The organism is Bradyrhizobium sp. in8p8 (assembly GCF_000426845.1).
Classification (GTDB): domain Bacteria; phylum Pseudomonadota; class Alphaproteobacteria; order Rhizobiales; family Xanthobacteraceae; genus Bradyrhizobium; species Bradyrhizobium japonicum_C.
Window position 1 is genome coordinate 844,875 of record NZ_AUGD01000002.1, and the last position, 25,688, is coordinate 870,562.

General features: G+C 62.9%; 18 protein-coding genes. 12 read left to right on the forward strand and 6 right to left on the reverse strand.

Translation table 11 applies throughout. The annotated features are described in order from the left end of the window. Nucleotides 1-283: 283 nt before the first annotated feature. The 4 genes from K408_RS0109585 to K408_RS37840 all read left to right on the forward strand — a co-directional run bounded on the left by K408_RS0109585 (nucleotide 284) and on the right by K408_RS37840 (nucleotide 4,617). Nucleotides 284-2,194, forward strand: coding sequence for an ATP-binding protein (locus K408_RS0109585; RefSeq protein WP_024338381.1), 1,911 nt, complete (start codon nucleotides 284-286; stop codon nucleotides 2,192-2,194). Beyond that, nucleotides 2,191-2,862, forward strand: coding sequence for a response regulator transcription factor (locus tag K408_RS0109590; RefSeq protein WP_024338382.1), 672 nt, complete (start codon nucleotides 2,191-2,193; stop codon nucleotides 2,860-2,862). The genes K408_RS0109585 and K408_RS0109590 overlap by 4 nt, the downstream gene beginning before the upstream one ends. Before the next feature lie 101 nt (nucleotides 2,863-2,963). After that, nucleotides 2,964-3,344 (forward strand): response regulator transcription factor, encoded by a 381-nt coding sequence (locus K408_RS0109595; RefSeq protein WP_024338383.1) that lies wholly within the window; start codon nucleotides 2,964-2,966, stop codon nucleotides 3,342-3,344. Between the two features lie 259 nt (nucleotides 3,345-3,603). Beyond that, nucleotides 3,604-4,617, forward strand: coding sequence for a helix-turn-helix domain-containing protein (locus K408_RS37840; RefSeq protein ID WP_024338384.1), 1,014 nt, complete (start codon nucleotides 3,604-3,606; stop codon nucleotides 4,615-4,617). Between the two features lie 1,017 nt (nucleotides 4,618-5,634). Here K408_RS37840 and K408_RS0109605 read toward each other — a convergent pair. Further along, on the reverse strand, nucleotides 5,635-6,420 hold the full coding sequence (locus tag K408_RS0109605) for an alpha/beta hydrolase (RefSeq protein ID WP_024338385.1): 786 nt from the start codon (nucleotides 6,418-6,420) through the stop codon (nucleotides 5,635-5,637). A gap of 183 nt (nucleotides 6,421-6,603) precedes the next feature. Here K408_RS0109605 and K408_RS0109610 point away from each other — a divergent pair, with 183 nt between their 5' ends. The 5 genes from K408_RS0109610 (at nucleotide 6,604) to K408_RS0109630 (ending at nucleotide 14,009) form a co-directional block, all read left to right on the forward strand. After that, nucleotides 6,604-6,945, forward strand: coding sequence for a hypothetical protein (locus K408_RS0109610; protein ID WP_024338386.1), 342 nt, complete (start codon nucleotides 6,604-6,606; stop codon nucleotides 6,943-6,945). Between the two features lie 269 nt (nucleotides 6,946-7,214). Next, a complete protein-coding gene (locus K408_RS43315) occupies nucleotides 7,215-7,694 on the forward strand; it encodes a hypothetical protein (RefSeq protein WP_155248340.1) in 480 nt (159 codons plus the stop codon). A 20-nt stretch (nucleotides 7,695-7,714) separates the two neighbouring features. Then, nucleotides 7,715-8,890 (forward strand): efflux RND transporter periplasmic adaptor subunit, encoded by a 1,176-nt coding sequence (locus K408_RS0109620; RefSeq protein WP_024338388.1) that lies wholly within the window; start codon nucleotides 7,715-7,717, stop codon nucleotides 8,888-8,890. Further along, entirely contained in the window at nucleotides 8,887-12,030 is a 3,144-nt protein-coding gene (locus tag K408_RS0109625) for an efflux RND transporter permease subunit (protein ID WP_024338389.1), read from the forward strand. The genes K408_RS0109620 and K408_RS0109625 overlap by 4 nt, the downstream gene beginning before the upstream one ends. A gap of 509 nt (nucleotides 12,031-12,539) precedes the next feature. Next, entirely contained in the window at nucleotides 12,540-14,009 is a 1,470-nt protein-coding gene (locus tag K408_RS0109630; RefSeq protein ID WP_024338390.1) for a sensor histidine kinase, read from the forward strand. Nucleotides 14,010-14,027: 18 nt separating this feature from the next. Here the strand turns inward: K408_RS0109630 and K408_RS0109635 are convergent, their stop codons facing one another. Beyond that, nucleotides 14,028-16,334, reverse strand: a complete 2,307-nt coding sequence (locus K408_RS0109635) for an FdhF/YdeP family oxidoreductase (protein WP_024338391.1) — start codon at nucleotides 16,332-16,334, stop codon at nucleotides 14,028-14,030. A 253-nt stretch (nucleotides 16,335-16,587) separates the two neighbouring features. On the opposite strand from K408_RS0109635, the gene K408_RS0109640 reads away from it, so the two are divergent. Next, nucleotides 16,588-17,835, forward strand: coding sequence for an oxalate decarboxylase family bicupin (locus K408_RS0109640; protein WP_024338392.1), 1,248 nt, complete (start codon nucleotides 16,588-16,590; stop codon nucleotides 17,833-17,835). 348 nt (nucleotides 17,836-18,183) lie between these two features. Here the strand turns inward: K408_RS0109640 and fdhD are convergent, their stop codons facing one another. The 4 genes from fdhD to K408_RS0109660 all read right to left on the reverse strand — a co-directional run bounded on the left by fdhD (nucleotide 18,184) and on the right by K408_RS0109660 (nucleotide 21,338). After that, nucleotides 18,184-19,011, reverse strand: coding sequence for a formate dehydrogenase accessory sulfurtransferase FdhD (gene fdhD / locus K408_RS0109645; RefSeq protein ID WP_024338393.1), 828 nt, complete (start codon nucleotides 19,009-19,011; stop codon nucleotides 18,184-18,186). Between the two features lie 158 nt (nucleotides 19,012-19,169). Then, on the reverse strand, nucleotides 19,170-19,670 hold the full coding sequence (locus K408_RS0109650; protein WP_024338394.1) for a Dps family protein: 501 nt from the start codon (nucleotides 19,668-19,670) through the stop codon (nucleotides 19,170-19,172). Between the two features lie 55 nt (nucleotides 19,671-19,725). Then, nucleotides 19,726-20,289 (reverse strand): cytochrome b, encoded by a 564-nt coding sequence (locus K408_RS0109655; protein WP_024338395.1) that lies wholly within the window; start codon nucleotides 20,287-20,289, stop codon nucleotides 19,726-19,728. Continuing rightward, the gene (locus tag K408_RS0109660) at nucleotides 20,286-21,338 is read right to left on the reverse strand and encodes a catalase family peroxidase (RefSeq protein WP_024338396.1); all 1,053 of its coding nucleotides are present in this window, start codon (nucleotides 21,336-21,338) and stop codon (nucleotides 20,286-20,288) included. The genes K408_RS0109655 and K408_RS0109660 overlap by 4 nt, the downstream gene beginning before the upstream one ends. 361 nt (nucleotides 21,339-21,699) lie before the next feature. Between K408_RS0109660 and K408_RS0109665 the strand changes: the two genes are divergently transcribed. Together K408_RS0109665 and K408_RS0109670 are read left to right on the forward strand one after the other, a co-directional pair. Beyond that, nucleotides 21,700-22,581: an SDR family NAD(P)-dependent oxidoreductase gene (locus K408_RS0109665; protein WP_024338397.1), complete on the forward strand. Its 882-nt coding sequence runs from the start codon at nucleotides 21,700-21,702 to the stop codon at nucleotides 22,579-22,581. A gap of 236 nt (nucleotides 22,582-22,817) precedes the next feature. Next, nucleotides 22,818-25,685 (forward strand): ATP-binding protein, encoded by a 2,868-nt coding sequence (locus K408_RS0109670; protein WP_024338398.1) that lies wholly within the window; start codon nucleotides 22,818-22,820, stop codon nucleotides 25,683-25,685. Nucleotides 25,686-25,688 lie beyond the last annotated feature (3 nt).

Here is a 25,688-nt window from a genome sequence, read left to right on the forward strand (position 1 = left end):
CACGCCCTCGTCGTTGGGTCGGATGGCGGCGGGATAGTGCCCGCATGACGACTCGACTGGCCGCACTGCTTGATACAAGTGCGGTAAGTTGACGCGCTTCGCTTGGCAGATTCGCGTAGAATCACTTTTTCCTGCGGAATTGCTGCCCCTCATCGGCCGCGCGGCGCTCGGCCGATAAGGCCGGTCTTCCAAGAGAGCACGAAAATCGCGCAGTGGGATGTTGTCGGCGCGATCAAATCGCGGCATCAACGCCGCTGGAATGATGCGAACGAAACTGGCGACGATGACGACTCCTGACCGGGCCACGCATTCGTCCACGAGCCGTGTGGGCCTGCGGTTCTGGTCAGCCTTCCTTGCCCTCGCGGTCTTCCTCGTCGATGTGCTGACGCCGCTCGAGGGCGCGATCGCCGTTCTCTACGTTGTTGCGATCCTGCTCGCAGCGAGAACGAACAGGCGGAACGACATCCTCGTCGCGGCGTGTGGCTGCGCGATGCTGACGATAGCGGCGTATCTCCTCTCGCACGATCTGCACCACATCGCCTCGCCGGCCCTTCGCGCCGTGGTGAGCCTCGCAGCCATCGCCATCACCACACTGCTCGCGCTGCAGAATCATGCCGCGACCAATCGCCTGGCGGCACAGGCGCGCCTGCTCAATCTCTCGCATGACATGATCTTCGTCCGCGATCACGCCGGCGTGATCAGCTTCTGGAATAAGGCCGCGGAGCAGACCTATGGCTGGCCGGCGGAAGATGCGCTCGGGCGGTCCGCCGACGAGTTGCTGCAGACCACCTATCCCGATAGGCGAGAGACCATCGAGCGTGTTCTGCTCGAGACCGGACGCTGGGAAGGCAGAGTGAAGCAGCGCACGAGGGCCGGCGCCACACTCACGGTCGATGCGCGCTGGGCCTTGCAGCACGACCATCTCGGCAAACCGGTCGGCGTGCTCGAAACGCACACCGATGTCACGGATCGCGTGGCGGCGCACAGCGCGCTGGTGCAGAGCGAGCAGCGATACCGCCGGATGTTCAACGCAAGCCGGATCGGCGTCGTGGAGGAGGACTGGACAGACGTACGGGCCACGCTGGGAGCGCTGGACACCGGCGGCGCCGAATTGCGCGACCATCTGGCACGACATCCCGATGTCGTCCGCTCCGCCCGCAGGCTTGCCAGGATCATCGACGTCAATCCGGCCATGCAGAGGATGGCGGGCGCCGACGGCGCTTCGGCCTTCATCGCGAATGTGGACAAGCTCCTCAGCGAGAACGACCGCAGCTTCGTCGGCGCATTGCTGGCCTTCACGGAAGGAGAGCCCTTCTACGAAGGCGAGACCGAGATCGTCAGGCTGGACGGCCGCAAGGTTCCCGTGCTGTTCACGATCAGCTTTCCGGCCGATCCGGATGGAGATCGCAACGTGCTCGCTTTCGTCATCGATATCACCGAGCGCAGACAGGCGCAGGATGCGCTGCTCGCCGCACAGGCCGATCTCGCGCATGCGGCGCGCGTCGCCACCTTGGGCGAGATCAGCGCCTCCATCGCCCACGAGGTGAACCAGCCGCTGGCAGCAATCGTCACCAGCGGCGAAGCCGGCCTGCGGTGGCTCCGACGGGACGTGCCGGACCTGAGGGAAGTCGCCACCACAATGGGCCACGTTGTCGCCCAGGGCCGGCGAGCCAGCGAGATCGTGGCTCGGATCCGCAGTTTCCTGAAGAAGGCACCGCCCCAGCAGGACGAGTTGCAGATTGACGAGATTATCGAGGAGGCAACCGCTCTGGTAGCCCGCGAGTTCGCGAAAGACGACGTCGCCCTCGCCATGGAGATGGAACCCGGCTTGCCGCCGATCCGCGGCGATCGGATCCAGCTTCAGCAGGTTCTCGTCAATCTGCTGATCAATGCCGCCCAGGCCATGTCCAGCCAATCCGGTTCCCGCCTCGTCACGTTGCGCACCGGCACCGTCGATGGCGAGAGCCTCGCAATCACGGTGCAGGACAGCGGCCCCGGCATCAGCCCAAACGACCTGCCGCGCCTGTTCGATCCGTTCTTTACGACGAAGCACGGCGGAATGGGCATGGGGCTTGCGATCTGCCGAACGACGGCGGAAGCTCATGGCGGCCAGTTGTCGGCAGAGAGCATCCCTGGCTCGGGAGCGACTTTCCGCCTGACGTTGCCGTTCAGCAAACACCACGCCTCACCATGACACGACCAAGCCAAGCGCATCCGCCGGCCACCTCCTCCAGTTCAGTCGTCATCATCGTTGATGACGACGCAGGCATTCGCGCCTCGCTCGACAGCCTATTCCGGTCGGTTGGCCTCGAAACACGCCTGTTCGGCTCGCCGGCCGAACTGCTCGGCGGCACGCTGCCTGACGGCCCGGGCTGCATCGTGCTGGACGTCAGGCTTCCTGGCGTGAGCGGGCTAGACCTCCAGGGCCAGTTGACCCGCCAGGGCATCAATTATCCCATCGTCTTCATGACGGGCCATGGCGACATTCCAATGTCGGTGCGTGCGATGAAGGCCGGCGCGGTCGACTTCCTCTCCAAGCCTTTTCGCGATCAGGATATGCTCGACGCCGTGACGACAGCGCTCGAGCGCGACGCGCAGCACCGCGCCGAAGCCGCGGCGAAGGAGGATATCCGAGCTCAATACGAGACCTTGACGGCACGCGAACGCGAAGTGATGGGCCATGTTACCGCCGGGTTGATGAACAAGCAGGTCGCTGGCCTGATCGGGCTCAGCGAGATCACGGTCAAGATCCATCGCGGCAACGTCATGCGCAAGATGGGCGCTAAGTCGCTGGCCGACCTCGTTCGCAAGGCCGAGGCGCTCGGACTTTCCCAGACCCGCAGGACTACGGACCAAACCTGAGTATAGTTTCAACAAGGGCGACCAACGGTGCATAAGGGGCCATCAGCCGCGCAACGGGAGATGTCCTCCTTGCGGAACACCGCGGCCAGGATGTGTGCCAAATGGCCAAGACCCCAGTGATTGCGATCGTGGACGACGACGAAGGCGTTCGCACGTCCCTCGCAAGCCTGGTGCGTTCGCTCGGCTATGAGGCGCACGCCTATGAGTCCGGGGTCGATTTCCTGCGACAACCACCGGGAAACGATCCGGAATGCATGATCGCCGACGTCCAGATGCCGGTCATGACGGGCGACGAGATGCAGGCTAAGCTGGTTGCCTCCGGCCGCCGTTTCCCGATCATCTTCATGACGGCATTTCCGAGCGAGACGGTGCGCCAGCGCGTGATGGCGGCGGGCGCGCACTGCTACATCGGCAAGCCCTCGAGCGGCGACGAAATCATCCGCTGCCTCGAAGAGGCGCTGGCAGGCGCCGGACCACAATAGTTTCCCCGTTCATGAACTCGCCGCCGCATTACTGATCCTGAATCGAGGCCATGCAAACCCCATGACACTTAGGCCATTGATCTTTCTGCTCCAATCAACGGCCATGCGATCTCCGGCCCCACCGCTGCATTCGCAAAATTTAACACGGTTTAAGCAACTCTAACGAGCCTTGTGACCCGTCCAGACGTATCGTTCGAGCATGGACCAACAAGGTTCAGCTGCGGTGACGCCGCAAGTTGGATCAAGGACGGGACGAACGATGTTCACCGATGTGCAAGCGGCGGGCGCCCGGCTGACGTATCAACCCAGCCCTCGCGAACAGGTTTTGCCCCAGGGGCAACGCGCAGTTCCCAACGAGCGAAGATGGCGCCAGCCTGAGCAGCCCACCGGCAATGGGCGTGACGACATCATGATCTCGCGGTGGACCTCCACGCAGGCGGCGGTGGGGCGGGAGGAAGCAACGACGCCAACAGACCGGTACTTCTTCGCCATCGCTCTGAAGACGACCCGTCTCAAGCTGACCAGAGGCGCTCAAACCATATTCGACGGCATCATGCCCGCGGGCACGCTCTATGTCGGCGCACCGTCAAAGTCGCTTTGCGCACATTTCCATGCGTCATGCGATTTTCTGCACTTCCACGTTCCGGCAAAATGTCTGCCGTTATCGCCGACGGGAGAGCACCCGGTCACTCCCGAGGAGTTGAACGACATGGTTCTACTGCGCGACCCGTTCGCCGCGCAACTCGCAAAGGCGCTGACCGAACACGGCCATCCGGTCGACCGCGACTTCGCGCGTTGCATCGCCCAGACTTTGGCAATGCATGTGGCCCGGCGCGAAGCGCCGCGCACGAAGGTCAACGCTCTGCCGAAATGGCGTCTGCGCCGCATCGAGGACTATGTCAGGACGCATTTCGACCAATGCATCAGCCCGTCGGACCTGGCTGGAGTCGCCGGACTATCGCGGATGCACTTCGCCGCGCAGTTTCGGGCCGCGACCGGGTACCGACCGCGTGAATATCTGCTGCATCAGCGCGTCGAGCAGGCGAAATCCCTGCTGCTGAACTCCGAGACCTCCCTGGCCCAGGTGGCGCTGGCGGTCGGCTTCTGCACGCAGGCGCACTTCTCCACCGTCTTCAAGCGCATTACGGGCAACACTCCGGCACGCTGGCGGTGCTCGAGCCGGAACGCCCAGGCCTCATCCGCGCCGGCTGGCGACGATCCAGCTTCGGGGCGCAAGGCCGTACCTCACCTTCTGCCGTATGCGCTTTCGTGAATGATGCGAAATGAGAAACAAACCTTGTTTCGTGAAATACTTCTCCCGCCCGATCGGCGACGCTGGAGATGTTAGTGACTGAGAGCCCAAGTCACGGCTCGCGCCTCTCCTCCCAGGCCTACGAGCATTAGGGCCGTCCTCTCGCACAAGGAGGACGGCCCCTCTTTTTTGGCAGCCCACGCGCCTATTCGAGGCTGGAGGCAATTGAAGGGCATTTCTCATCGGTGAGCCAACGCGCAGCCAGATGCGTACACCCACAACACTCCTGAAATCATCCAGCGCATGCGCCGGCGGATCGGGCCGGATGCCCCTGACCATCGCGCTCAACGCGTGTCCTGGCCCACGCCCCAGAAACGCCGTGGCGCGGGCCGCCAGACAGGCCTGCAGCCAGCTCTCCCATTGCGCGGTTTGTGAGATCTGCGCAGCGAGCTTGTCGAGACCTGTCTCGGCGGAGACGATGGGAGCGCCGTCGATGCCACTCAGCACACGCGCGCCGCCGCCCGGCGGGAATGCCGCGGATGCCGATCGCAGGATATCGCGAAACTCGGCCAACGCTTCGGCGAGCCGTCGCGTGCGGAGGCAACCTCGACAGGCAGATCCTTGGCCGATGCATCTCCATTGCGGCCGCGGTGCCCGCAGCGACTGCGCGAAAAGTCAGGGCACGAAGACCAGCCGTCGCCGACGCGGGTGGACGCATCCATGGCTTCCGCCCGGCGCGCCACGATATCCAGCCGGGCCGCGACCTCGCCGACACTCTAGCCGGCGACATGACGCTATTCGGAATCGCCTCGTCGAGCGCGACTGCAGCATCCAGCGCCTGCAAGGTGCGTATGATTTGGCCGCGCAGTTGCGAACCCCCGAATAACCAAGGTCCAGCTTCTTCGCGGCCTGGGGCCGGTCGTTCCGGTCGGATTCATGGAAATTTCAAATGAGGCAGTCAGGCCGGCGGGAGTGCTGTCTCTCCCGCCGTCCCTCCCTTCGCCGGCCGTGCGTCAGGACCGGCAAAACGCGTCGTGGTCAGCGCGCGGCCTGCTGATCGATGCTGCGCGCAGCGCGGGTGATCACGGCCGCCACTTCCTTCGGATGCGATTCGTAGACCGAGTGGCTGGCGCCCGGGATCACCGTGGTGTGGCTCTTGGCGCGGTCATAGTACCAGCGCTCGAGATCGGGATTGATGATCTGGTCGCTGCCGGCAACGATGCCCCAGCTCGGCGTGGTCTTCCATGCCGCCGCCGTCAGCGGCGTGCTGAACACCTGTGCGGCGGCCGGGACCTGCGAACGTGCGACGAACTCGGCGCGATCACGCGGCAGATCGGGCGCGAACAGCTTCGGGAATTGCACGGGATCGAGATAGGTGAACTCGTCGGGCGTGATCTTGATGACACCCTCGGTCTTTCCGAGCACGCTCGGCGTCTTCTTGCCCAGCGCAGATTCGTCCTCGCCGACGTCGGGGGCGTGCGCGGCGACGTAGACGAGGCCGACGACGCTCGGATGAACACCCGCTTCGGTGATGATCGAGCCGCCATAGCTGTGGCCGACGAGAAGCGTCGGGCCGTTTTGAAGGTCGAGAATCCGCTTCGTCGCCTTGACGTCATCGGCAAACGACGTTTCCGGCTCCTGGACCATGGTGACATGGAAACCTTCCTTGGTGAGGATCTCGTAAACCGGCTTCCAGCCGGACGCGTCCACCCAGGCGCCGTGCACCAGGACGATGTTCTTTAGCGGCTCCGCACGCGCCGTGTCGACGGTCGCGAACAGCGAAAGGGTGACGGCGAAGGCGAGGCTGGCGCGATGAGGTTTCATTCCGGGATCCCTCCGTGTTGGAATGGCGCGAAAGTACGCCGAGACCGCCCCCGCGGTATTTCCGCAATTAACTTTCCTTGCCACTTCGCACGCCCGGACATGCCGTTTGGTCCAATGCTTTCTCGCGATTCCGGAGAAGACGACCTAGCTAATTGCGCATCCAGCATGCACAGGACCGCATCAATGACATCCACCGCAAAACGCCAGCCTGCACTCCTCATTCTGCTGTGCGCGGCGTCGCCAGCCGTCGCGGGTACCTGCGCGAACGAGATCGCTCGCACCCAGGTGCAGCTGGATCGGGTCATCGAAAAGGACGCCGGCTCCTACGGCTGGCAGCCGGAGAGCCTCAGCGCATTGCGCGGCCATCAGCCAACGCCCCGCTCCCTTGCCGAAGCAGAGAGCGGCGACGGCTTCGATTTCACGGCTGCGTTGGATTCGCTTGATCGCGCTCGCGCCGCCGATCACGTCGGTGACATGCGCGCGTGCCGCCGGGAACTGGCACGCGCGCGGTCCATTCTGAGATAACAGAAGTAGAAGTCACGACCGACGCCAGCGCGTGCTGATGCCAATGCAGTGGGCGCCTAGTCGTATGACAGAGGACGCAAGCAAACTCTCGTCGTCTTCGTGCAGGCCGGGAGCGGGACGTGCGTTCTAGAAATACCGGACCTACCACGGCTTTCTAATGTTCGACGGCATTCAGGCCGGAGCGATCGTCCATGCGGAATCAGCATTCACCAACCCATATCGTCACGATAAGTTCGAATTCACACCGGCGCACCTCGATGCATCCGGGCATGACGCTTGCAGCCGGCATGCTTTGGCTGATCTCTACTGCGGCCGTCGCTCAAACGATGGTGCCCGGAATACAACCTTCTCCCGGCATGCTCGCGACATCGCCGCTCAATCCGCAATCCACCCGGCCCGTAGGCATCCCGCTGGGATCGACCGAGATTGCAACGCCCGGCACCTCGCCGCTCAATCCTGCGCAAGGCATGTCGAACTGTCCGACATCGGCAAACTCCGCCTCGCCTGGCGCATTGTTCGATGGCGGCGGACTGTCCGGCAACTCATCGAGCGCATGCGCTGGCAGCGCGGCGGCTCCGCCGCTTTCGTCCTCGCCAATGACCGTCGGACGCGTCGGGATACCGTTGGGGGCCACCGAGCTCGGCGGTGCCGGAATCAGTCCCTCCGTTCCGGTGCCGAACCCCGTCCCTGCCGATGGCGCGATGTCGATCAACGGCACGCCGTTGATCGGCGGCGCGGGCAATCCCTGACCTCATCGAGGATCATTGTCGTGAAACGCTCTTTCACCGTCGCGCTCATCGTTCTCGCCGCAATCGGAGCCGGAGCAGGCTTATGGTTCTTCGCGGACCGCAAGCCGGTCGTCGCAGCCGCGCCTGTGCCGGTGCCCGCTGCCGTGCCCGTGGTCGCCACCACGGTCAGAGGAAAGGACGTGCCGATCTACTTGCGCGGCATCGGCACGGTTATCGCGTACAACACCGACGTCGTGCGCAGCCAGATCCAGGGCCAAATCGTCAAGATCGCTTTCACTGAGGGGCAAGCCGTGAAGGCCGGCGACTTGCTCGCCCAGATTGACCCTCGCCCCTATAAGGCCCAGATCGAGCAGCTGACCGCAAATCGCGATAGGGACCAGGCGCAGCTCGCGAATGCCGAGGCCAATCTCTCCCGCTACAATCAGCTTGGCGACAAGGGCTATGCGACGCCGCAATTGATTGATACCCAGACGGCGCAGGTTGCCCAGCTCAAGGCGGCGGTGAAAGCCGACCAGGCGCAGATCGATCAGGCCAACGTCCAGCTCAGCTACACGCGCCTGACCTCGGCCATCCCCGGCATCACCGGCGTCCGCCAGATTGACGTCGGCAACGTGATTCATCCGACCGATCCCAATGGCCTCGTCGTCGTCGCTCAGATCGAGCCGATCTCGCTGCTCTTCACCTTGCCGCAGACGGACCTGCCTTCGATTCAGGAGCACGCCGCCAAGGGAACGCTGAAGGTCATCGCCTACAGCCAGGACAACAAGATGAAGCTGGACGAAGGCAGGCTGCTGCTGGTCAACAACGAGATCGCGGGAACGACGGGCACCGTCCAGCTCAAGGCGGAATTTCCCAACCACGAGCACCGGTTGTGGCCGGGGCAGCTCGTCAACGCGCGTCTGCTGCTGGAGATGCGGAAAGATGCGTTGACAGTGGCCGGCTCGGCGGTCCAGCAGGGTCCTCACGGCAGCTATGTCTATGTCGTGTCTGCCGACCAGACCGTGACCTTGCGTCCGGTCCACGTTGCGCAGATCAGCGATGGCCAAGCACTGATCGATCAGGGACTAGAATCAGGTGACGTCGTTGTGGTCGACGGTCAATACCGGCTCACGGAAGGAAGTCACGTCCACGAGCTGCACGGCAAGGCCGCGCGAGAGGCCGACCTGCAAAGCGCCGTGCAGGATGCCATCCCATGAATATCTCTGCGCCGTTCATCCTGCGGCCGATTGCAACAGCCCTGCTGATGGCGGGCCTGCTGTTGCTCGGGCTTGCGGCCTATCCCTTGCTGCCGGTCGGCGCGCTCCCCAACGTCAATTACCCCACCATCCAGATCTCCGCGCAATTGCCCGGCGCAGACCCGGGAACCATCGCGTCATCGCTGGCCACGCCGCTCGAACAGCAGCTCAGCCAGATCCCAGGCATCACCCAGCTCACCTCGTCCAGCGCGCTCGGCGTAGCGCAGTTGACGGTGCAGTTCGAACTGTCGCGCACGGTGGACAGCGCCGCCGTCGACGTGCTCGCCGCGATCAACGCCGCCAGTCCCTTCCTCCCGCCGAACATCCCCTACCCCCCTACGATTCGGAAAGTAAATCCCGCGGAAACGCCGATCATGCTGATCGCGCTGACCTCGGACTCGCTGCCGCTGACCACGGTGGACGCCTATGCCGAGAACATCCTGCTGCCCAAGATCTCGCAGGTCCCGGGCGTGGGTCTCGTGGGAATTGGTGGCCAGCAGAAGCCCGCGATCCGCATCCGGGTCAATCCACAGGCCCTTGCCGCCCGCGGCATCGGCCTCGAAGATGTCCGCAACGTCATCGCCGGCGCCAATGTCGATCTGCCTAAGGGTACGCTCAACAGCCCGCGCGTGACTTACACGCTCAACACCAACGATCAGCTGCTGAAGCCTTCGACCTATGAGGATCTCATCATCGCCTATCGCAACGGATCTCCGGTGCGGCTGCGCGACGTTGGCACGGCTATCGAAGCGCCCGAAAACGATCTCCTGGCAGGCTGGTATGGCAAGGACCCCGCCATCATTCTGGCCGTCCAGCGCGTTCCCGGCGCCAACGTCATCGAAACCGTCGACCGCGTCAAGGCGCTGCTGCCGCAACTGCAAGCCTCCGTTCCGCCTGCGATCAAAGTGACGATCGCAGCCGACCGCACCGCCACGATCCGCGCCGCAGTCTCGGACGTGCAGTTCACGCTGATGCTCACCGTCGCCTTGGTGGTGATGGTCATATTCCTCTTCCTTCGGAATTTCTGGGCCACCGTCATCCCGGCTATCACGGTTCCCCTGGCGCTGATCGGAACGTTCGCAGTCCTCTACGTCCTCGGTTATAGCCTCGACAATCTGTCGCTGATGGCGCTGTCGATTGCGGTCGGATTCGTTGTCGATGACGCCGTGGTAGTGATCGAGAACATCGTTCGTCATCTCGAGCAGGGCATGACGCCGATGGACGCGGCCCTCAAGGGCTCCAGCGAGATCGGCTTCACGATCGCCTCGATCACCTTCTCACTCATCGCGGTGTTTATCCCGCTATTCCTGATGGGCGGCTATGTCGGCAAGCTGTTCCAAGAATTCGCCATCACGATCACCGCCTCGCTGTTGCTATCGCTGATCATCTCGCTCACGCTCACGCCGATGATGTGCGCGCGCCTCCTAAAGGACAGTTCGCGCAAGAAGCACGGCCGACTTTACCTCCTTTTCGAACGCGGCTTCGACGCCCTGCTTGCACTCTATACGCGCGGCCTGCGCATCGTGCTACGCCATCGCTTCCTGACGCTGCTCGTGATGCTCTCGACGATTGCGCTGACCGGCTTTCTCTACGTCATCATCCCGAAAGGGTTCTTTCCGCAGCAGGACACCGGACAGATCGTCGGCATCACCGAGGCCGCCCAGGATATCTCATTCCCGGCCATGTCCGAGCGTCAGCAGGCGATCGTCGGCGTCCTCACAAAGGACCCGGCCATCCAATCGGTAGCCAGCTACATCGGCCCCGGCGGCCCGACGGCGACGCTCAATCAAGGACGCATCTTCATCGTCCTGAAGCCGAAGCCCGAACGCAAGGCGAACGCCGACCAGATCATCAACCGGCTGAGACCACGGCTCGCCCACATCCAGGGCATCACGCTCTACATGCAGGCGGCTCAGGACATCACCATCGGCGCGCGCCTGTCGAAGACGCAATACCAGTACACGCTGAGGGACGCCGATTCCAACGAGCTCAGCCACTGGTCGGCGATCTTCCTGAAGAAGCTCCGCGCGCTCGACATCATTACCGACGTCGCGAGCGACCAGGCCAATGCCGGCCCGAGACTGCAGGTCACCGTCAATCGCGAGATTGCTTCCAGCTTCGGCATCCTGCCGACGACGATCGACAATGTCCTCGACGACGCCTTTGGCCAGCGCATCGTCTCCACCATGTTCACCTCGTTGAACCAGTATCACGTCGTGATGGAGGTCGATCCGAAGTTCCAGTATGGGCCTGAGGCGCTCAAGGACATTTACCTCAACTCGGCCAGCGGCCAGCAGGTCCCCCTGAGCACGCTGGTTCACAGCGTCATCGAGCCCGCCCCGATCCTGATCAACCATCAGAGCCTGTTTCCCTCAGTCACGATCTCGTTCAACCTGCGGCCCGGCGCTGCACTTGGCGATGCCGTGGCGGCGGTCCAGAAGATCGAGAAGGAGACCGGCAAGCCGGCTTCGCTCTCGACCTCGTTCCAGGGCAATGCGCAGGCCTTCCAGTCGTCCCTGTCGGGCACGCCGCTGTTGATCGGGGCGGCACTGATTGTGATCTACATCATTCTTGGCGTGCTCTATGAGAGCCTCATCCATCCGATCACAATTCTCTCGACACTGCCGTCCGCCGGCATCGGCGCATTGCTGCTGCTGCTCGCGGTCCACATGGATCTCAGCGTCATCGCCATCATCGGGATCATTCTCCTGATCGGCATTGTCAAGAAGAACGGCATCATGCTGGTCGACTTCGCTCTCGAGGTGGAACGCCGGCAGCGGCTGAGCCCCGAGGAGGCGATCTACCAGGCCTGCACTCTTCGCTTTCGCCCGATCCTGATGACGACGATGGCGGCGCTGCTTGGCGGCGTGCCGCTGATGCTCGGCACCGGTACCGGCGCGGAATTACGCCAGCCGCTCGGCTACACCATCGTCGGCGGCCTGATGCTCTCGCAGATCCTGACACTCTACACGACGCCCGTGGTCTATCTCTATCTGGACAAGCTCGGCAGCTGGCTCACCGGACCCAAGTCTGTTGCAAGTGAAGCACCCGGCACTTCCCCCGCCGGCGGAGCTAAGGGATTGACCCGCGAATCCGTTTGAGGCGTCCGAGACGGCATGTCGACCAAAGCACTGGTGACCGTCACGCCGGAGACGACCATCGCTCACTTGGTGCCCGGCATCCGGCGCTCTACACGCCAACCATGTTCATGCACATGGAGATGGGAGCAGGAGCGACAATCCAGCCGCTTCTGCCGGCCATGGCAACGTCTGGATCACGGTCAACGTCTGTCATCTGGTGACAATGCCTGGCGCCGAAGTGTGTACACAGTGGAGTGGTTCGCTGAGGTGGCGACCAAGAGCGTCCCGTTGGAGGTCGAGGCCCGGGGGGCCGGGCGACCGCAAGATCGGCGGTGGCACCCACCGGCGCGCGTCATCGATGTGCCGCATTCAAGCGGCGATTTGGCGTGATGCGCCCCGTGGCAGCAACAGCTTCGGCCCACGACCGGAGAGTGGCTGCGACCCATGTCGGCGCGTAGCGTCATGCGTTTTGACAAACCGCCTGCGGAAACGCAAAAGACGGCTCTTCCGCACCTCAGTAGACGTTCGTTATGACGTCTGAACGCCCGAATGGCTCCCATCGCGTACAGCTCCGGCGATGGTGGCGCGACGTGCTGCCGACCGAGACCAAGCAGAATCGCGTTCTCCTGTGGGCCTGGGGCAGTGTCGCCTTGGCCCTGTTGTCGCTCGCCTGCTTCTTGCTTGAGTATGATTTCACGGTGATCGCAGTCGCAGCTTTCCTGGCTGCATCGCTGACGCTCGTCGCAGCAGCCATGGACATCGCCGCCCGGAATAGGGCGATCGCCGAACTGGAGCGGAGCGAGCAGCGCTATCGCCAGCTGTTCAGCCGTATGCCGATCGCATTCCGGCAACTCGACGCCAGCCGGTTGGTTGCACTGTTCCGAAAGCTGAGGGCCGAGGGCGTCGAGGATCTCGGTGCCTATTTCGACAGCCACCCCGACTTTCTCAAAACATGCATGGAGGCGCTCTCGTTCCAGGAAGCCAACGAACGGGCCATTCAGATGTTCGGAAGAAGCTCCGATCAGTATATCGGACGGTCCATGGTCGACACCTGGAAGGAGCGCCCGGACACATTCCGACGCGCCATGGAATCCCGCTTTCGCGGAGAGACCCACTTCGAGGAAGAGACCCGGATGGTCACGTGGGACAACCGCATCCTCGACGTCCTATTTACGACGGCGCGGGTCGGTCCTATAGATGATCTCGAGCTGAGCCTCGTCGGCACGATCGATATCTCGCAGCGTGTCCGCGCTGAGGAGAGGCTCCGACAGGTGCAGGCGGAGTTCGCGCATGCCGCGCGAATCTCGGTGCTCGGCGAGCTCACCGCCTCGATAGCCCATGAGGTCAACCAGCCGTTGTCGGCCATCACGACCAATGCCGCAGCCGGCCTGCGATGGCTCGACAGACCCAATCCCGACTTGGCCGAGCTACGCAAGGTGATCGAGAACACGGCCACGGATGCCAGACGCGCCGCGAGCGTCGTGGCGCGCGTTCACGGCATGGCGGCACGCAAGACTCCGGAGCGGATCTTCCTCTCGTTCGACGATGTCGTCCGGGAAGCCCTGTTGTTCCTGCGACATGAAATGGAGTCTCGCGACGTCGCGGTCCAGCACCGCCCCGATCCGGCAGCGCCGCTGGTGCTTGGCGACCGCACCCAGCTCCAGCAGGTGATCGTTAATCTGGCAATCAACGCCGTGCAGGCCATGACCCAGGCCGGCACCGAAAACCGCAGGATCGTCATCACCACCATTTCCCTGGATACGAAAACCCTATGCTGCTCGATGGAAGACAACGGTCCGGGCATCGACCCCGAACATGTCGGTCGGCTGTTCGAAAGCTTCTTCACGACCAAGGATAGCGGCATGGGCATGGGCCTGCCGATCTGCCGCTCCATTGTCGAAGCGCATGGCGGCCGGATCCATGCCGAAGGTAAGGGCGCTCAGGGAGGCGCACGTTTCTGGTTTACGCTGCCGATCTCCGAGCCGGTGGGCTCGACCTGATCCGGGGAGGACGCGGATTCAAAGCCTCTCTGTTGCAGTCGCGACGTCGCTCGAGCGCACCAAGCGGATCGGAACACCCTTGAACGACGGCGTGAAGCTCATGGGATCGCGGGCATAGAGCGGCACCAGCGGATTGGCCTCCGGATAATAGGCTGCACAGCAGCCGGCCGGAAACGAATGACCGACCACGCGGAAGTTACGCACGACCCGCTCGACTCCATCGGTGGATTCCGTGATGAGGTCCACGCGGTCGCCCTCGGCAAAGCCGCGCTTTTTCATCTCGTATTCGCTGAGGAACACCACATCGCGCTGTCCGAAGACGCCGCGATAGCGATCCGACATCGAGTAGAGCGTGGTATTGTACTGGTCATGACTGCGGATCGTGCTGAGCCATAGGAAATCGGGATCGCATTGCTTTGGATCCTCGCCACATCCCTCGAATACCAGGAAATTGGCCTTGCCCGACGAGGTGGCCCAGATTCGTTCCCGCGCCGTCGAGGTCAGATGGAAGCCGCCGGGTACGCGGATCCGCGCATTGTAGTCCTGGAAGATGGGGAAGACCGCCTCGATGGCATCGCGGATGCGATCGTAATCGTCAACAAACCCATCCCATTCAACTACCGTGCGGTCGCCGAGGGTGGCCTTGGCGACGCCGGCAACGATCGCCACTTCGCTGAGCAGATGCTCTGACGCCGGCGTGTTGCGGCCACCCGAAGCGTGGACCATCGACATGGAATCTTCCACCGTGATGGATTGAGGTCCCGTCGCCTGGACATCGATTTCGGTGCGGCCGAGACAGGGCAGGATCAGGGCGGCGCGACCATGGATCAGATGGCTTCGGTTCAGCTTGGTGGAGACGTGGACTGTCAGATCGAGCTTGCGCAGAGCCGCCTGCGTTGCACGCCGGTCGGGAATGGCAGCGGCGAAATTGCCGCCCATGGCGAAGAAGACCTTCACCTCGCCGCGGATCATGGCTTCCAAAGCCGTCACGACATTGTGTCCCGGCTCTGACGGCGGCTTGAAGCCGAAGTGGTGTTCGAGCCGCTCGAGAAAATCCGGCTTGGGGACCTCCGTGATGCCCACGGTGCGATCGCCCTGCACGTTGGAATGGCCGCGAACCGGGCAAACGCCGGCACCCTCGCGTCCCACATTGCCGCGCAGGAGCGCAAGGTTGGCGATCTGCTGCACGTTGTCCACGCCTCGCTGATGCTGGGTGATCCCCATGCCATAAACGAGAATGGCGCGCTCCGACTTCCTATAGGCTTCGGCCGCGCACGCCATGTCCTCGCGCGTCAGGCCGGACTGACGTTCGATGTCTGGCCATTGCGTTCGCTTGAGGTCGTCAATCAGCGCTTCGATCCCCGTGGTGTGCCCCTTGATGAAATTCCAGTCCAGGATCTCCGGCTGCTCGGCGGCGCGGGCCGCGTCATCCAGCTCGACCAAGATCTTCATGATACCCTTGAGGACCGCGACGTCGCCGCCAACACGCACTTGGAAAAGCTTCGAGCTGATCTTCGTCGACGTCAGCGTGATCATCTCGACGGCACTCTGCGGCGCCTGGAAGCGCTCGAGCGCCCGTTCGCGAAACGGGTTGAAGGAGATGATCGACGCCCCGCGGCGCGACGCATTGCGCAGGCTCGTCATCATCCGCGGGCTGTTGGTGCCCGGGTTCTGGCCGAAGATGAAGATGCAGTCGGCCTTGTCGAAATCCTCCAGCAGCACCGTACCCTTGCCGACGCCGAGCGATTGCGGCAGGCCGACGCTGGTCGCCTCATGGCACATGTTCGAACAGTCGGGAAAATTGTTGGTACCATATTCACGGACGAAGAGCTGATAGAGGAATGCTGCCTCGTTCGAGGTCCGTCCGGACGTGTAGAACTCCGCCATGTTCGGATCCGGCAACGCCCTCAGCTCACGGCCGATCATGTCGAAGGCATCGCTCCACTCCACCGGAAGATAGCGGTCGGATGCGGCATCATAGGCCATCGGATGCGTGAGCCGCCCGACCATTTCGAGATCATAGTCGCTCCAGGTTGCCAACTCCGAGACGGTATGTGCAGCGAAGAATTCGCGCGTGCATCGTTTGGACGTTGCTTCCCAAGCGATTGCCTTGCCGCCGTTCTCGCAAAATTCGAATGACGAGGTATGCTTCGGATCAGGCCACGCGCAGCCGGGACAATCGAACCCCTGCGGCTGGTTCATGCGGCTCAGCGTCACTGCGCCCTTAATCGGCACGCGCTGCACCAGCAGGGCCTCACTGAGTGCCTTCAGCGCTCCCCAGCCTCCGGCAGGCTCACGATAGGGACGAACCGATTTTCTTTTCATCGAAGATATCTCTGAATATGGTGATCCCATCGAAGTTAAGGATCGCAGCAGCTGTAGCGTCTTTTCAAATCGGCCCTCGAATTTCGCAATTGCACACCTTCAGTCCCGCTGCGAGCGCGCAGGCCTTGCGGACGTCGATAGTGCATTCCGGAAAAAAGAGCGTCGTTCGCGGAAGCTGGACGGACAGGACGAAACTAGGCTTCAACGCTGGAGTCTCGCTGGAGGCTCGACAATGCGTTGAGGAGCGACCAACATGTTTTCACGACGAGAATTGCTGGCTATGTCAGCGGCGGGCGCCGCAATGGTCGGCTCCGGTGCGCAAGGCGCGACCTTCGGTAACCCGGATGAGCCGCCGCAGGGGGCGATAAATGCCAAGAATGCCAGCAGCCTGAGCGATCACGGGCCACAGAATCCGGCTCTGGGGAAGCAATTTCCCTCCGCGCAGACGCCGCCGGCGACGGATGTCGGCGGCCTGCCGATGAATTGGGCTTCCTTCAACAACGCGCCCAGGCGCATCCAGAACGGCGGCTGGGCCCGCCAGGTCACTGTTGCCGACTTCGCGCTCTCGAAGGAGATCTCCGGTGTCAACATGCGACTGTCCGCCGGCGGCATCCGCGAACTGCATTGGCATCAGGCGGCCGAATGGGCGATCATGACCTACGGTGGCTGTCGCATCACCGTGCTCGACGTCCAGGGCCGCCCTTATGTGGCCGATCTCAAGGCCGGCGACCTCTGGTACTTCCCGTCGGGCGCGCCCCATTCCCTGCAAGGACTTGGTCCCGACGGCTGCGAGTTCGTGATCTGCTTCGACGACGGCCACGCCAACGAGTTCAACACACTGCTGGTGACAGATTGGTTCGCCCATACGCCGCCGGAGGTGCTGAGCAAGAACTTCGGCGTGCCGGCCGAAACCTTTGCCAAGATTCCGTTGCACAATCTCTGGATCTTCCAAGGCACGCTTCCCGGCGATCTCGCCACAGATCGTGCCTTCATCGCCGAACATGCCGAGGCGCCGCCTTATCCCTTCGTCTATCCGCTGGCTAGTTCCGCACCGCTCAAGGAGAGTGCTGCGGGAAGCATCCGAGTCGCCGACAGCAGCAACTTCAAGGTGGCAACCACGGTTGCGGCAGCGCTGGTGACGATGCCGCCGGGCGCCGTCCGCGAGATGCATTGGCACCCGAACGCAGACGAGTGGCAATACTACATCAAGGGCAAGGCGCGAATGACGGTGTTCGATACGGGGCCCAACATACGCACGACGGATTTTTCCGCGGGGGACATCGGCTATATCCCGCGCAATCTCGGACACTACGTCGAGAACGTCGGCGATACCGATGTGCAGTTCATCGGTGTCTTCCGGGCTCCGCGCTACGAGGAGGTATCGCTCTCCAACTGGCTGGCGCACACCCCGCCGAGGCTGGTCGCCCAACACCTCAACATCGACGAGAAGTTGATCGCGCAGTGGCCGGACAACAGTCCAGGCGTCATGCCGAAGACCTGACGGGAACGGCGCCGAAGCCGGCGCCCTTTCTTTATTGCTTGATTGAGCATGGCTGCTATCCAGCGGAAAGCCACCACAACGGGCGGCATTCCGCCTGGTCGCTACTTGCGGCCAGTACGAGGTCGTTCCCAAAGGAACTTGCTCTTGAAGACGCGGAAGCCGATAGCGAAGTAGAGCAGCCCCAGCGGAAAGACGATGAGGGCCTTTCTCCAGGACATCACCCGACACGGTCAGGAGAGACCCGACAAGCAGTGATCGCTCGGGATCATCGACGCCGGCCCGCTCCTAGCCGGCAACGACCAGGGATCTGGCTTGCATCACGGCGCCAATTTCCCGCGAGATCAGGCCTCAGCGCGCTGCGGCCTCGTCGGGCAGCAGAACGCGGCGTGCATGCGTGAAAACGCCGTATCCGTCGTCGCGGGCGATCGCAAGCAGAGTGATGCCCGCCTCCTCCGCGGTCCGGATGGCGAGTGCGGTTGGAGCGGATACGGCCACGACGACCGGTGCGCCGATCCTCGCGGCCTTCTGCACCATCTCGACCGATACGCGGCTGGTCAGCAGCACGGCGCCGTCGACAGCGGGGCGTCCCTCGCGTGCCATCGCACCGATCAGCTTGTCGAGCGCATTGTGCCGGCCGACATCCTCGCGCACCAGACCGATGCCGGTGCGCGGATGCCAGAACGCCGCCGCGTGGACAGACCGCGTCTGCTGGTTCAGGACTTGGAGCGGGGACAGCGCCTGCATGGCGCCAAGCAAGTCCCGCGCATGAAAGACGATGTTTCGGCTCGCGACCTGCGATGGCGGGCGGCATGCCTGTTCGAGGCTCTCGATGCCGCACAGCCCGCATCCGACGGGCCCGCTGATGGCGCGGCGACGCGTCGCCAAGGACGCGGCGCGGTCGCCATCGAGCCACATCCGAACCTCGACACCCAGCTCGTTCGGGAGAATCTCGATGCTTTTGATCTCGCTCGCGCGTTCGACGATGCCTTCGGTGAGGCTGAAGCCGATACCGAAATCCTCGAGATCGCCCGGGGTGCCCATCATTACCGCATGGGTCGATCCGTTATAGGTAAGCGCAAGCGCGGTCTCTTCAGCGACCAGGCGCGAAGTCGACCGTATCTGACCGCCGCGCCAGGCGATCTCCTGATGCCGGGTGAACGTCGAAGCCGTCATCATGGCCTATACCGTCGCCGGCTGGACGTAACGGGATTCACGGCTATCGAGCGCGAAGCTGAATGCGATGCCCGCAGCGAACCCGCGCCGCTGCGGAGCGAACAGCGCGCTGACCCCGTGATCAGCTCGACGACGACCATGCCGGTCGGCACATCTTGAGCTTACGAAGTCGGACCGGTACGGCCGGTCTCGTACAGGAACCAGATTCGTCGCTCGGTCTCGTCGATCCAGTTCTCCAGGAGGCTTGCTGTGGCGACGTCGCCGTATTCATCGCAGAGATCGTGAATTCGGCGCATCTCCCGCGTCAGCTGCTGGTTGTCGCTGCGCAGCTCAGCGAGCATGTCCTGCGGGTCGACATAGTCGGCGTCGTTGTCCAGAATTCGCTGCTCGCGGGCAATGTGGCCGATCGAGCGCAGGGTGGTGCCGCCGATCTTGCGGGCGCGTTCGGCGATATCGTCGGTCATCGAGAAGATCTGCTCGGCCTGCTCGTCGAACAGCAGATGGTAGTCGCGAAAGTGGCGGCCGGATACGTGCCAATGGAAGTTCCTGGTCTTCAAATAAAGGGCGAATACGTCGGCGAGCAGCGCTCTCAACGCGGCTGGCACGTCCCGGTTCACATTGGCACCGAGATCGGTCGGTGTCTGGAGTTCGACTTTGGTCATCATCGTTATCCTTGCTTGGAGATTGGAGAATTCTCGCCGCGGTGAGGTCCGAGGGTCATTCGCCGTCCGTAGTTCTGTCTCGTACGCGCGCCAGCGACATCGTGCCGAACACGCCGTCGCGCCGAACCCATGCGTGGAATAACCCCGCTGCCAGATGCAGCAGCACGAGAGCAAAGAACGCAAAGCCCAGATAAACATGGGCGTTCCAAAACAGCGTGTGCGCATGGTCGCTCTGCGGCAACAATGCTGGAATTTGAATGCCGCCGTAGAGAACGACCGGATAGGACGCTGTCCAGAGCATGCCGAGGCCGAGCAGCGGCATGACGATCATGAAGCCATACAGCAGTAGGTGCGACGATCTTGCTCCGAGCTTCACGGCTCTCGGAAGATCGTCCGGCAATGAAGGGACGCCGTAATACAGCCGAAGTGCCAGCCTGATCAGAACGAGGCCCAGCAAGGTGACGCCGAGCGTCTTGTGGATGAGAATCAGCGGAAGATACTCTGGTGCGACTGTCGAGACCATGCCGGCACCAATGAAGAGCATGGCAAGGATGCAGGCCGCCATCAGCCAGTGCAGGAGCCGCTGGACCAGCGTGAAGCGATGAGAAGCTTTGATCACGGCTTTGCGGCTCCGGTACGCGGATAGTCCTTGGCTTCCGCGGCGCGCAAGTCATAGGACCTGCGATAGACCGATGAGCGCGCGGCCGGGAACGGATCGTCGGACACTCGGATTCCCTCGGGCAGGACGGTGGGATCGAAGTTGATGTCGCGGCACGGTCCATCGCGCTCCGGTTCGATCCGCTGCACGATCAGCGTTCCGACTTCAATCTTGCGACGGGTCTCCGGCCAGGCTTTGCTGGGGTCTGCGGTCGGATCACCGGGATCCGCGACGGTCGTGACCATGGTCCATCGCAGCGGACCGGCTGTCCGGACCCGCTCCGCGATCTCCTGCTCGAGATAATCGGGAGCACGCTTCTCGAGATCGGCTTGCGAGATCGGGACAGGTTGTGCCGCGGGCAGCAGCGACCATCGCACCGCGTGATTGCCGCCCTTGGCATTCGTGAAAATGAAGCTGTTGAGACCATGATAAGACTCCTCCGCATAGCTGGCGGTCCACGGCGCCGCCTTGGCCCAGGCCGAGAAACGACCGAACTCTGGATTTGCCTGAATGAACGCCTTCATCGCGTCCGGATCCTTCTTGCCGGACGCGATCAGCAGGTCGTGAAAGGCTTGGGGGGTCGAGACCGCGAAGAACGGTGGGTTGATCATCGCCATCCGCCAGACCTCGCCATCTGCCGCGATCTGAAGTCCGAGACCGCGCACGCGCACGGTCGCGTCTACCGCGTTCGGATTGGGGGTACCGAGATTGAAGCGGCCGAGAGCCGGATATCTCCCCTGCAGGAAGACTTTGGCTCGGGAGAGTTCTACGCCGTTTCCGTTGGCCTCGAACGTGCCGGTGAAGCAAATTCCCTTGGCGTGGTTTCGCCGGTGTCCGAGTGGTGTAATGCCGGATGGCGTCAGCGCCTCGATCATCCGTTCGGGCGTCAAACGCCCCGGCGAGAGCCATCCTGCGGTGTAGGCGAACGCAGCTGCGCCACCGCCCACGACCGCCGCAATCAAGATGAGCGATCCGAGGCTCGACCACGGTAGTTTGCCTGGTAGATTCATTCAGTCTCCTTCCGAGCCACAAGCCGCCCGGCGAGCGGAGCGAAACGGTCGCATTGTCGGATAACGAGAAGGTTTCCTAGCCGGCCGGCGCGGCTCCGATCTTCTTAGACTCAACGCCAATTTCGCAAAGGCACGCCTCGTTCATGCCTTCCGTGCGGCTGGACACGACTTACTTGCGCCGCGGTTCGGGCGCTCTGAAAATTCTCCGTGCTATATGAAAATTGTACGTAATGCGCGAAAGACCGCCCTCGCACCTCGCCCTAAGTCACATCCTCTTCGCGCATGGGTAACGACCGCCAGACGACGGGTCGCGTCAGCGGCGAGGCCATCCTCGCGGAGACGGAATGCGAGTGGGGATCCAATGAGCAAAGTGATCGTCGTAACGGGAGCTGGAAACAACATCGGGCGAAGCATCTGTGAGGAACTGGCGCAGGCGGGGCACACGGTCTACGTCTCAATGCGGGAAGCGGGCGACCTGAGCGAACCTGGCTCCGGCAGGACGGGGCCACAGGCCGCTGAGCTTCGTACCATCGACTTTGATATCTCCTCGGCAGCCTCCGTGACCGCGGCCATTGCAGGCGTCATCGCCGAACACGAACGCCTCGACGTGATCGTGCACAATGCGCGACAGGTCCTCTATGGGCCAACGGAAGCCTTTACGCCGGAGCAACTCGCCGAACTCTACGAGATCAACGTGCTGAGCGCGCAGCGCCTCAATCGGGCGGCGTTGCCGCAATTACGCAAACAGGGCCAAGGCCTGATGATATGGATCACATCGAGCTGTGCCTCTGGCGTCGCGGTGCCATTTCTTGGCGCCTATGCGTCGTCGAAAGCCGCCATCGACACGCTAGCGCTTGCTTATGCCGGCGAACTCGCACGATGGGGGATCGAGACCAGCATCGTCGTTCCGAGCGCTCTCGGACCCGGCCACTACGTTCGCTCCGGTCGGCCAACGGACACCGCTCGCGCCGAGGAATACGCCGACGGCCCGACCGGCGATGTGACGGAGACCGCGCTCGCGGGACTGGCGCAGTTTTCGCCCAGGGATCGGGCTCCGCAAGACGTCGCGAGAGCCATCGTCGATGTCGTGAATATGCCATTGGGGCGGCGGCCGCTCAGGGTTCATTTCGATCCCGATGACGATGGCGCAGCCGCCATCGACGCCATCGCCGGCCGCGCACGCGCCGAATTGCTGCGCCGTATCGGACTGGAGGACTTCTTCTCGCCGGTGATCATCGGCTAGAGCCGAGCGCCGTTGAGTGACATATCGCCGCATCAAAGGCTGAAAGCGCAAAAGCTCCATATGCGGCCGTGACATGCGGCGCATAGCGACCATCCTTTACGTCGATATGGCCCGATGTTAGTTTTGAGCATGCACAACCTCCACACGTCCTAGCGAGGTCCCGAGTTCTAGAACCCGACAAGTCGTTCGTCGGTTGAACTCCTAGAGGGGCCGCCAGTTGGCAGAGCGATATTGACATGGCCGCTGCTCTCCCATCTGACCAAGAGAGCGCCTCTCGGGAGACTTTCGTCTTCGGCCCGTTTCATCTCGACGCCGGGCAGCGGCGGATTGAAAGGAATGGCGAGCAAATCCAGCTGTCGGCGCGGGCCTTCGACATCCTGCTCACATTGATCCGACAAGCGGGAACCGTCGTCAGCAAGAGCGATCTGATCACCAGAGCGTGGCCCGGCTCCAGTGTCAACGAGAACAGCTTGCGCGTTCACATCGCGGCGCTTCGCAAGGCGCTCGGAGTCGGCAATGCCGGCGTCCGCTATCTGAGCACCGTCTCCGGAAGGGGCTATTGTTTTGTCGGGTCGATCTCCGAGCCCGACGAGGTACAACCGGAGCCGTCCAGTCTTCCTGATGTCCACAACCTGCCGGCGCGTCCCCGGCAGATGGTGGGACGTGAAAGAACCATCCGGGAAATATCCGAACGGTTGCGAGTTCAGCGTTTCGTAACCGTCGTCGGGCCGGGCGGCATCGGTAAGACGACGGCGGTCGTTTCGGTCGGTTACACCCTGCTCGCCGAATTCGCAGGCCAGGTCCGCTTCGTCAGTCTGGGCGAGACTTGCGATGCCGCCCTCATGCCGGCCGTCGCCGCAGCTTCGCTTGGCTTGCCGGCCAGATCGAACGATCCCTCGACGGATCTTGCGACTCTCCTTCGCGGCAAGCGCATGCTGCTCATTCTGGATTGTTGCGAGCATGTCATCGATGCGGCGGCCGCACTGGCAGATCGGCTCTTTCAGGAGGCACCGGAGTTGCACATCCTTGCCACCAGCCGGGAGCTGTTGCGTGTCGAGAGCGAACATGTCTATCGCCTTCTGCCACTGGCAAGCCCGCCGGAGAAGGCCATTCTGACTGCGGCAAGCGCGCTGGCCTATCCCGCCGTCGAGCTCTTCGTCGAGCGTGCGACGTCCACAGGGAGCGAGTTCGCGTTGACGGATGCGAACGCCTCGGACGTCGGAAACGTCTGCCGACGTCTCGACGGCATTCCGCTGGCAATCGAACTCACCGCGGGCCATGTCGGCGCATACGGCGTCGGCGCAATGCTCCGACTCCTCGATAAGCAATTCAATATGCTCTGGGAGGGACGGCGCACTGCTTTGCCACGCCACCGCACGCTACGCGCGACCATCGAATGGAGCTACAATCTCCTGCCCGGAGCAGAGCGCGAGGTTCTCAATCGGCTGTCCGTATTCGTCGGCAGCTTCACCTTAGACGCCGCGCAGGCGATTGCCGCGACTGCAAAGGACGATGGCGCCATTCCGGCGATCATCGACAGTCTCGTCACCAAATCGATACTTGCGTCGAGCGCCGATCGGCAATCGACCCGCTATCGGCTTCCTGACGCCACCCGGGCCTACGCGGAGGAGCGGCTCGCCGCCGACACCGATGCCGATGAGGTGGCGTGGCGTCATGCCAACTACTTTCTCGCCCTGCTCGAGGACACGGATGGCACGGCGAGCGACGGTTTCTCGACCGCCGCCGATCAGTTCGGCAACATACGAAGTGCTCTGGTATGGTGCTTTTCGGACCGGGGAAACCGTGGCATCGGCGTTGCGCTCACGGCCGCAGCGATTCCTCTGTTCTTCAAATTGTCGCTCCTGGCCGAATGCGAGCATTGGGCTGCCCGTGCCCTCGAGGCTCTCGATGAAACCGCCGAAAGCGCGAAACACAGTCTTGTGCTCTACGCCGCACTCGGATCCGCCCGAACACTCACCGGGCAACTTGACGATCTGGCCATGATCTGCCTCAACCGCGCGCTCGCGCTGGCAGAGAAGAACGGCGACCTCTCCGGCCAGGTCCGGCTGATCAATCGGCTGCATCTGCTCCAACTGCTCACCGGAAAATTCGACGACGGCTTGACGACGGCCAGAAGAGGCGAGCGCGTTGCACTCGAGAGCGGCGATCCCGGCGCCCTTTCCCGCATGCGCGTGGCGCTCGGCATCTCCTGCCATTATCTCGGCAACCTTGCCGCCTCCCGCGCGTACATAGAGGCGGCGATGTCGCGTCCCGATGCGAATGCGGATGTCGATGGCGAGCCGACGCTCGACTACCCCGGCCGCGCGCCAATCACCTTGGCCCGCAACCTTTGGCTCCAGGGATATCCTGACCGGGCCATGGAGACAGTGCGAAAGGCCGTTTCCGATGCGCGCACCATGAACCACCCCACCATGCTCTGCCGGGCGCTGCTCTGGGCATTCGACGTCTTCTATTGGAACGAGGAACTGGACAGTTACGAGGATTCTATCGACACGCTTCTGGCCGAGAGTCGCACGCACAAGCTCGCCACGCTCCACATCGCCGCAGAAGCCATGAAAGGAATTGCACTGCTCGCGCGCGGAGCCGATTCGGGTCTCCCGTTGCTGGAGGGCTCGGTCGAGAAGCTGCAGGACCATCGTTTCGGTGCGGTCGCAGGGTTGAGCGTACCGCTTGCTGCGGCGCTGGCGGCGGCAGATCGCGGCGACGCGGCGCTGGAAACGATCAACCGGGCAATTGCCCAGGCGCGACGTTGCAGCTTCCTGCTGGAGATGCCCGACATGCTGCGGGTGAAGGCCGAGGCGCTGATACGGAAGGCCACGCCGGACGTGTTGCTGGCGGAGCAGACCCTCGAGCATTCCCTCGAATTGGCCCGCCAACAGGGTGCGCTCGGTTACGAGCTGCGTACGGCAATCGCTTTTGCGAAGTTGCGGCAGCGGCAAGGCCGCCACCGGGACGCAGAGGAACTTCTTGCGCCTGTGTATGCCCGATTCACCGAGGGATTCGGTGCACGCAGTCTCAAGACAGCATCGGATCTGCTCATCGAGCTGCGTTTCTCCCGGTCGGACAAGCTTGCGGTTCACTAAGCG

Excerpts from the sequence above, each read along its gene's own strand:
- K408_RS0109585 (WP_024338381.1), top strand. The coding sequence starts at position 284 with ATGACGACTCCTGACCGGGCCACGCATTCGTCCACGAGCCGTGTGGGC.
- K408_RS0109590 (WP_024338382.1), top strand. The coding sequence starts at position 2,191 with ATGACACGACCAAGCCAAGCGCATCCGCCGGCCACCTCCTCCAGTTCA.
- K408_RS0109595 (WP_024338383.1), top strand. The coding sequence starts at position 2,964 with ATGGCCAAGACCCCAGTGATTGCGATCGTGGACGACGACGAAGGCGTT.
- K408_RS37840 (WP_024338384.1), top strand. The coding sequence starts at position 3,604 with ATGTTCACCGATGTGCAAGCGGCGGGCGCCCGGCTGACGTATCAACCC.
- K408_RS0109605 (WP_024338385.1), bottom strand. The coding sequence starts at position 6,420 with ATGAAACCTCATCGCGCCAGCCTCGCCTTCGCCGTCACCCTTTCGCTG.
- K408_RS0109610 (WP_024338386.1), top strand. The coding sequence starts at position 6,604 with ATGACATCCACCGCAAAACGCCAGCCTGCACTCCTCATTCTGCTGTGC.
- K408_RS43315 (WP_155248340.1), top strand. The coding sequence starts at position 7,215 with ATGACGCTTGCAGCCGGCATGCTTTGGCTGATCTCTACTGCGGCCGTC.
- K408_RS0109625 (WP_024338389.1), top strand. The coding sequence starts at position 8,887 with ATGAATATCTCTGCGCCGTTCATCCTGCGGCCGATTGCAACAGCCCTG.
- K408_RS0109630 (WP_024338390.1), top strand. The coding sequence starts at position 12,540 with ATGACGTCTGAACGCCCGAATGGCTCCCATCGCGTACAGCTCCGGCGA.
- K408_RS0109635 (WP_024338391.1), bottom strand. The coding sequence starts at position 16,334 with ATGAAAAGAAAATCGGTTCGTCCCTATCGTGAGCCTGCCGGAGGCTGG.
- K408_RS0109640 (WP_024338392.1), top strand. The coding sequence starts at position 16,588 with ATGTTTTCACGACGAGAATTGCTGGCTATGTCAGCGGCGGGCGCCGCA.
- fdhD (WP_024338393.1), bottom strand. The coding sequence starts at position 19,011 with ATGATGACGGCTTCGACGTTCACCCGGCATCAGGAGATCGCCTGGCGC.
- K408_RS0109650 (WP_024338394.1), bottom strand. The coding sequence starts at position 19,670 with ATGACCAAAGTCGAACTCCAGACACCGACCGATCTCGGTGCCAATGTG.
- K408_RS0109660 (WP_024338396.1), bottom strand. The coding sequence starts at position 21,338 with ATGAATCTACCAGGCAAACTACCGTGGTCGAGCCTCGGATCGCTCATC.
- K408_RS0109665 (WP_024338397.1), top strand. The coding sequence starts at position 21,700 with ATGAGCAAAGTGATCGTCGTAACGGGAGCTGGAAACAACATCGGGCGA.
- K408_RS0109670 (WP_024338398.1), top strand. The coding sequence starts at position 22,818 with ATGGCCGCTGCTCTCCCATCTGACCAAGAGAGCGCCTCTCGGGAGACT.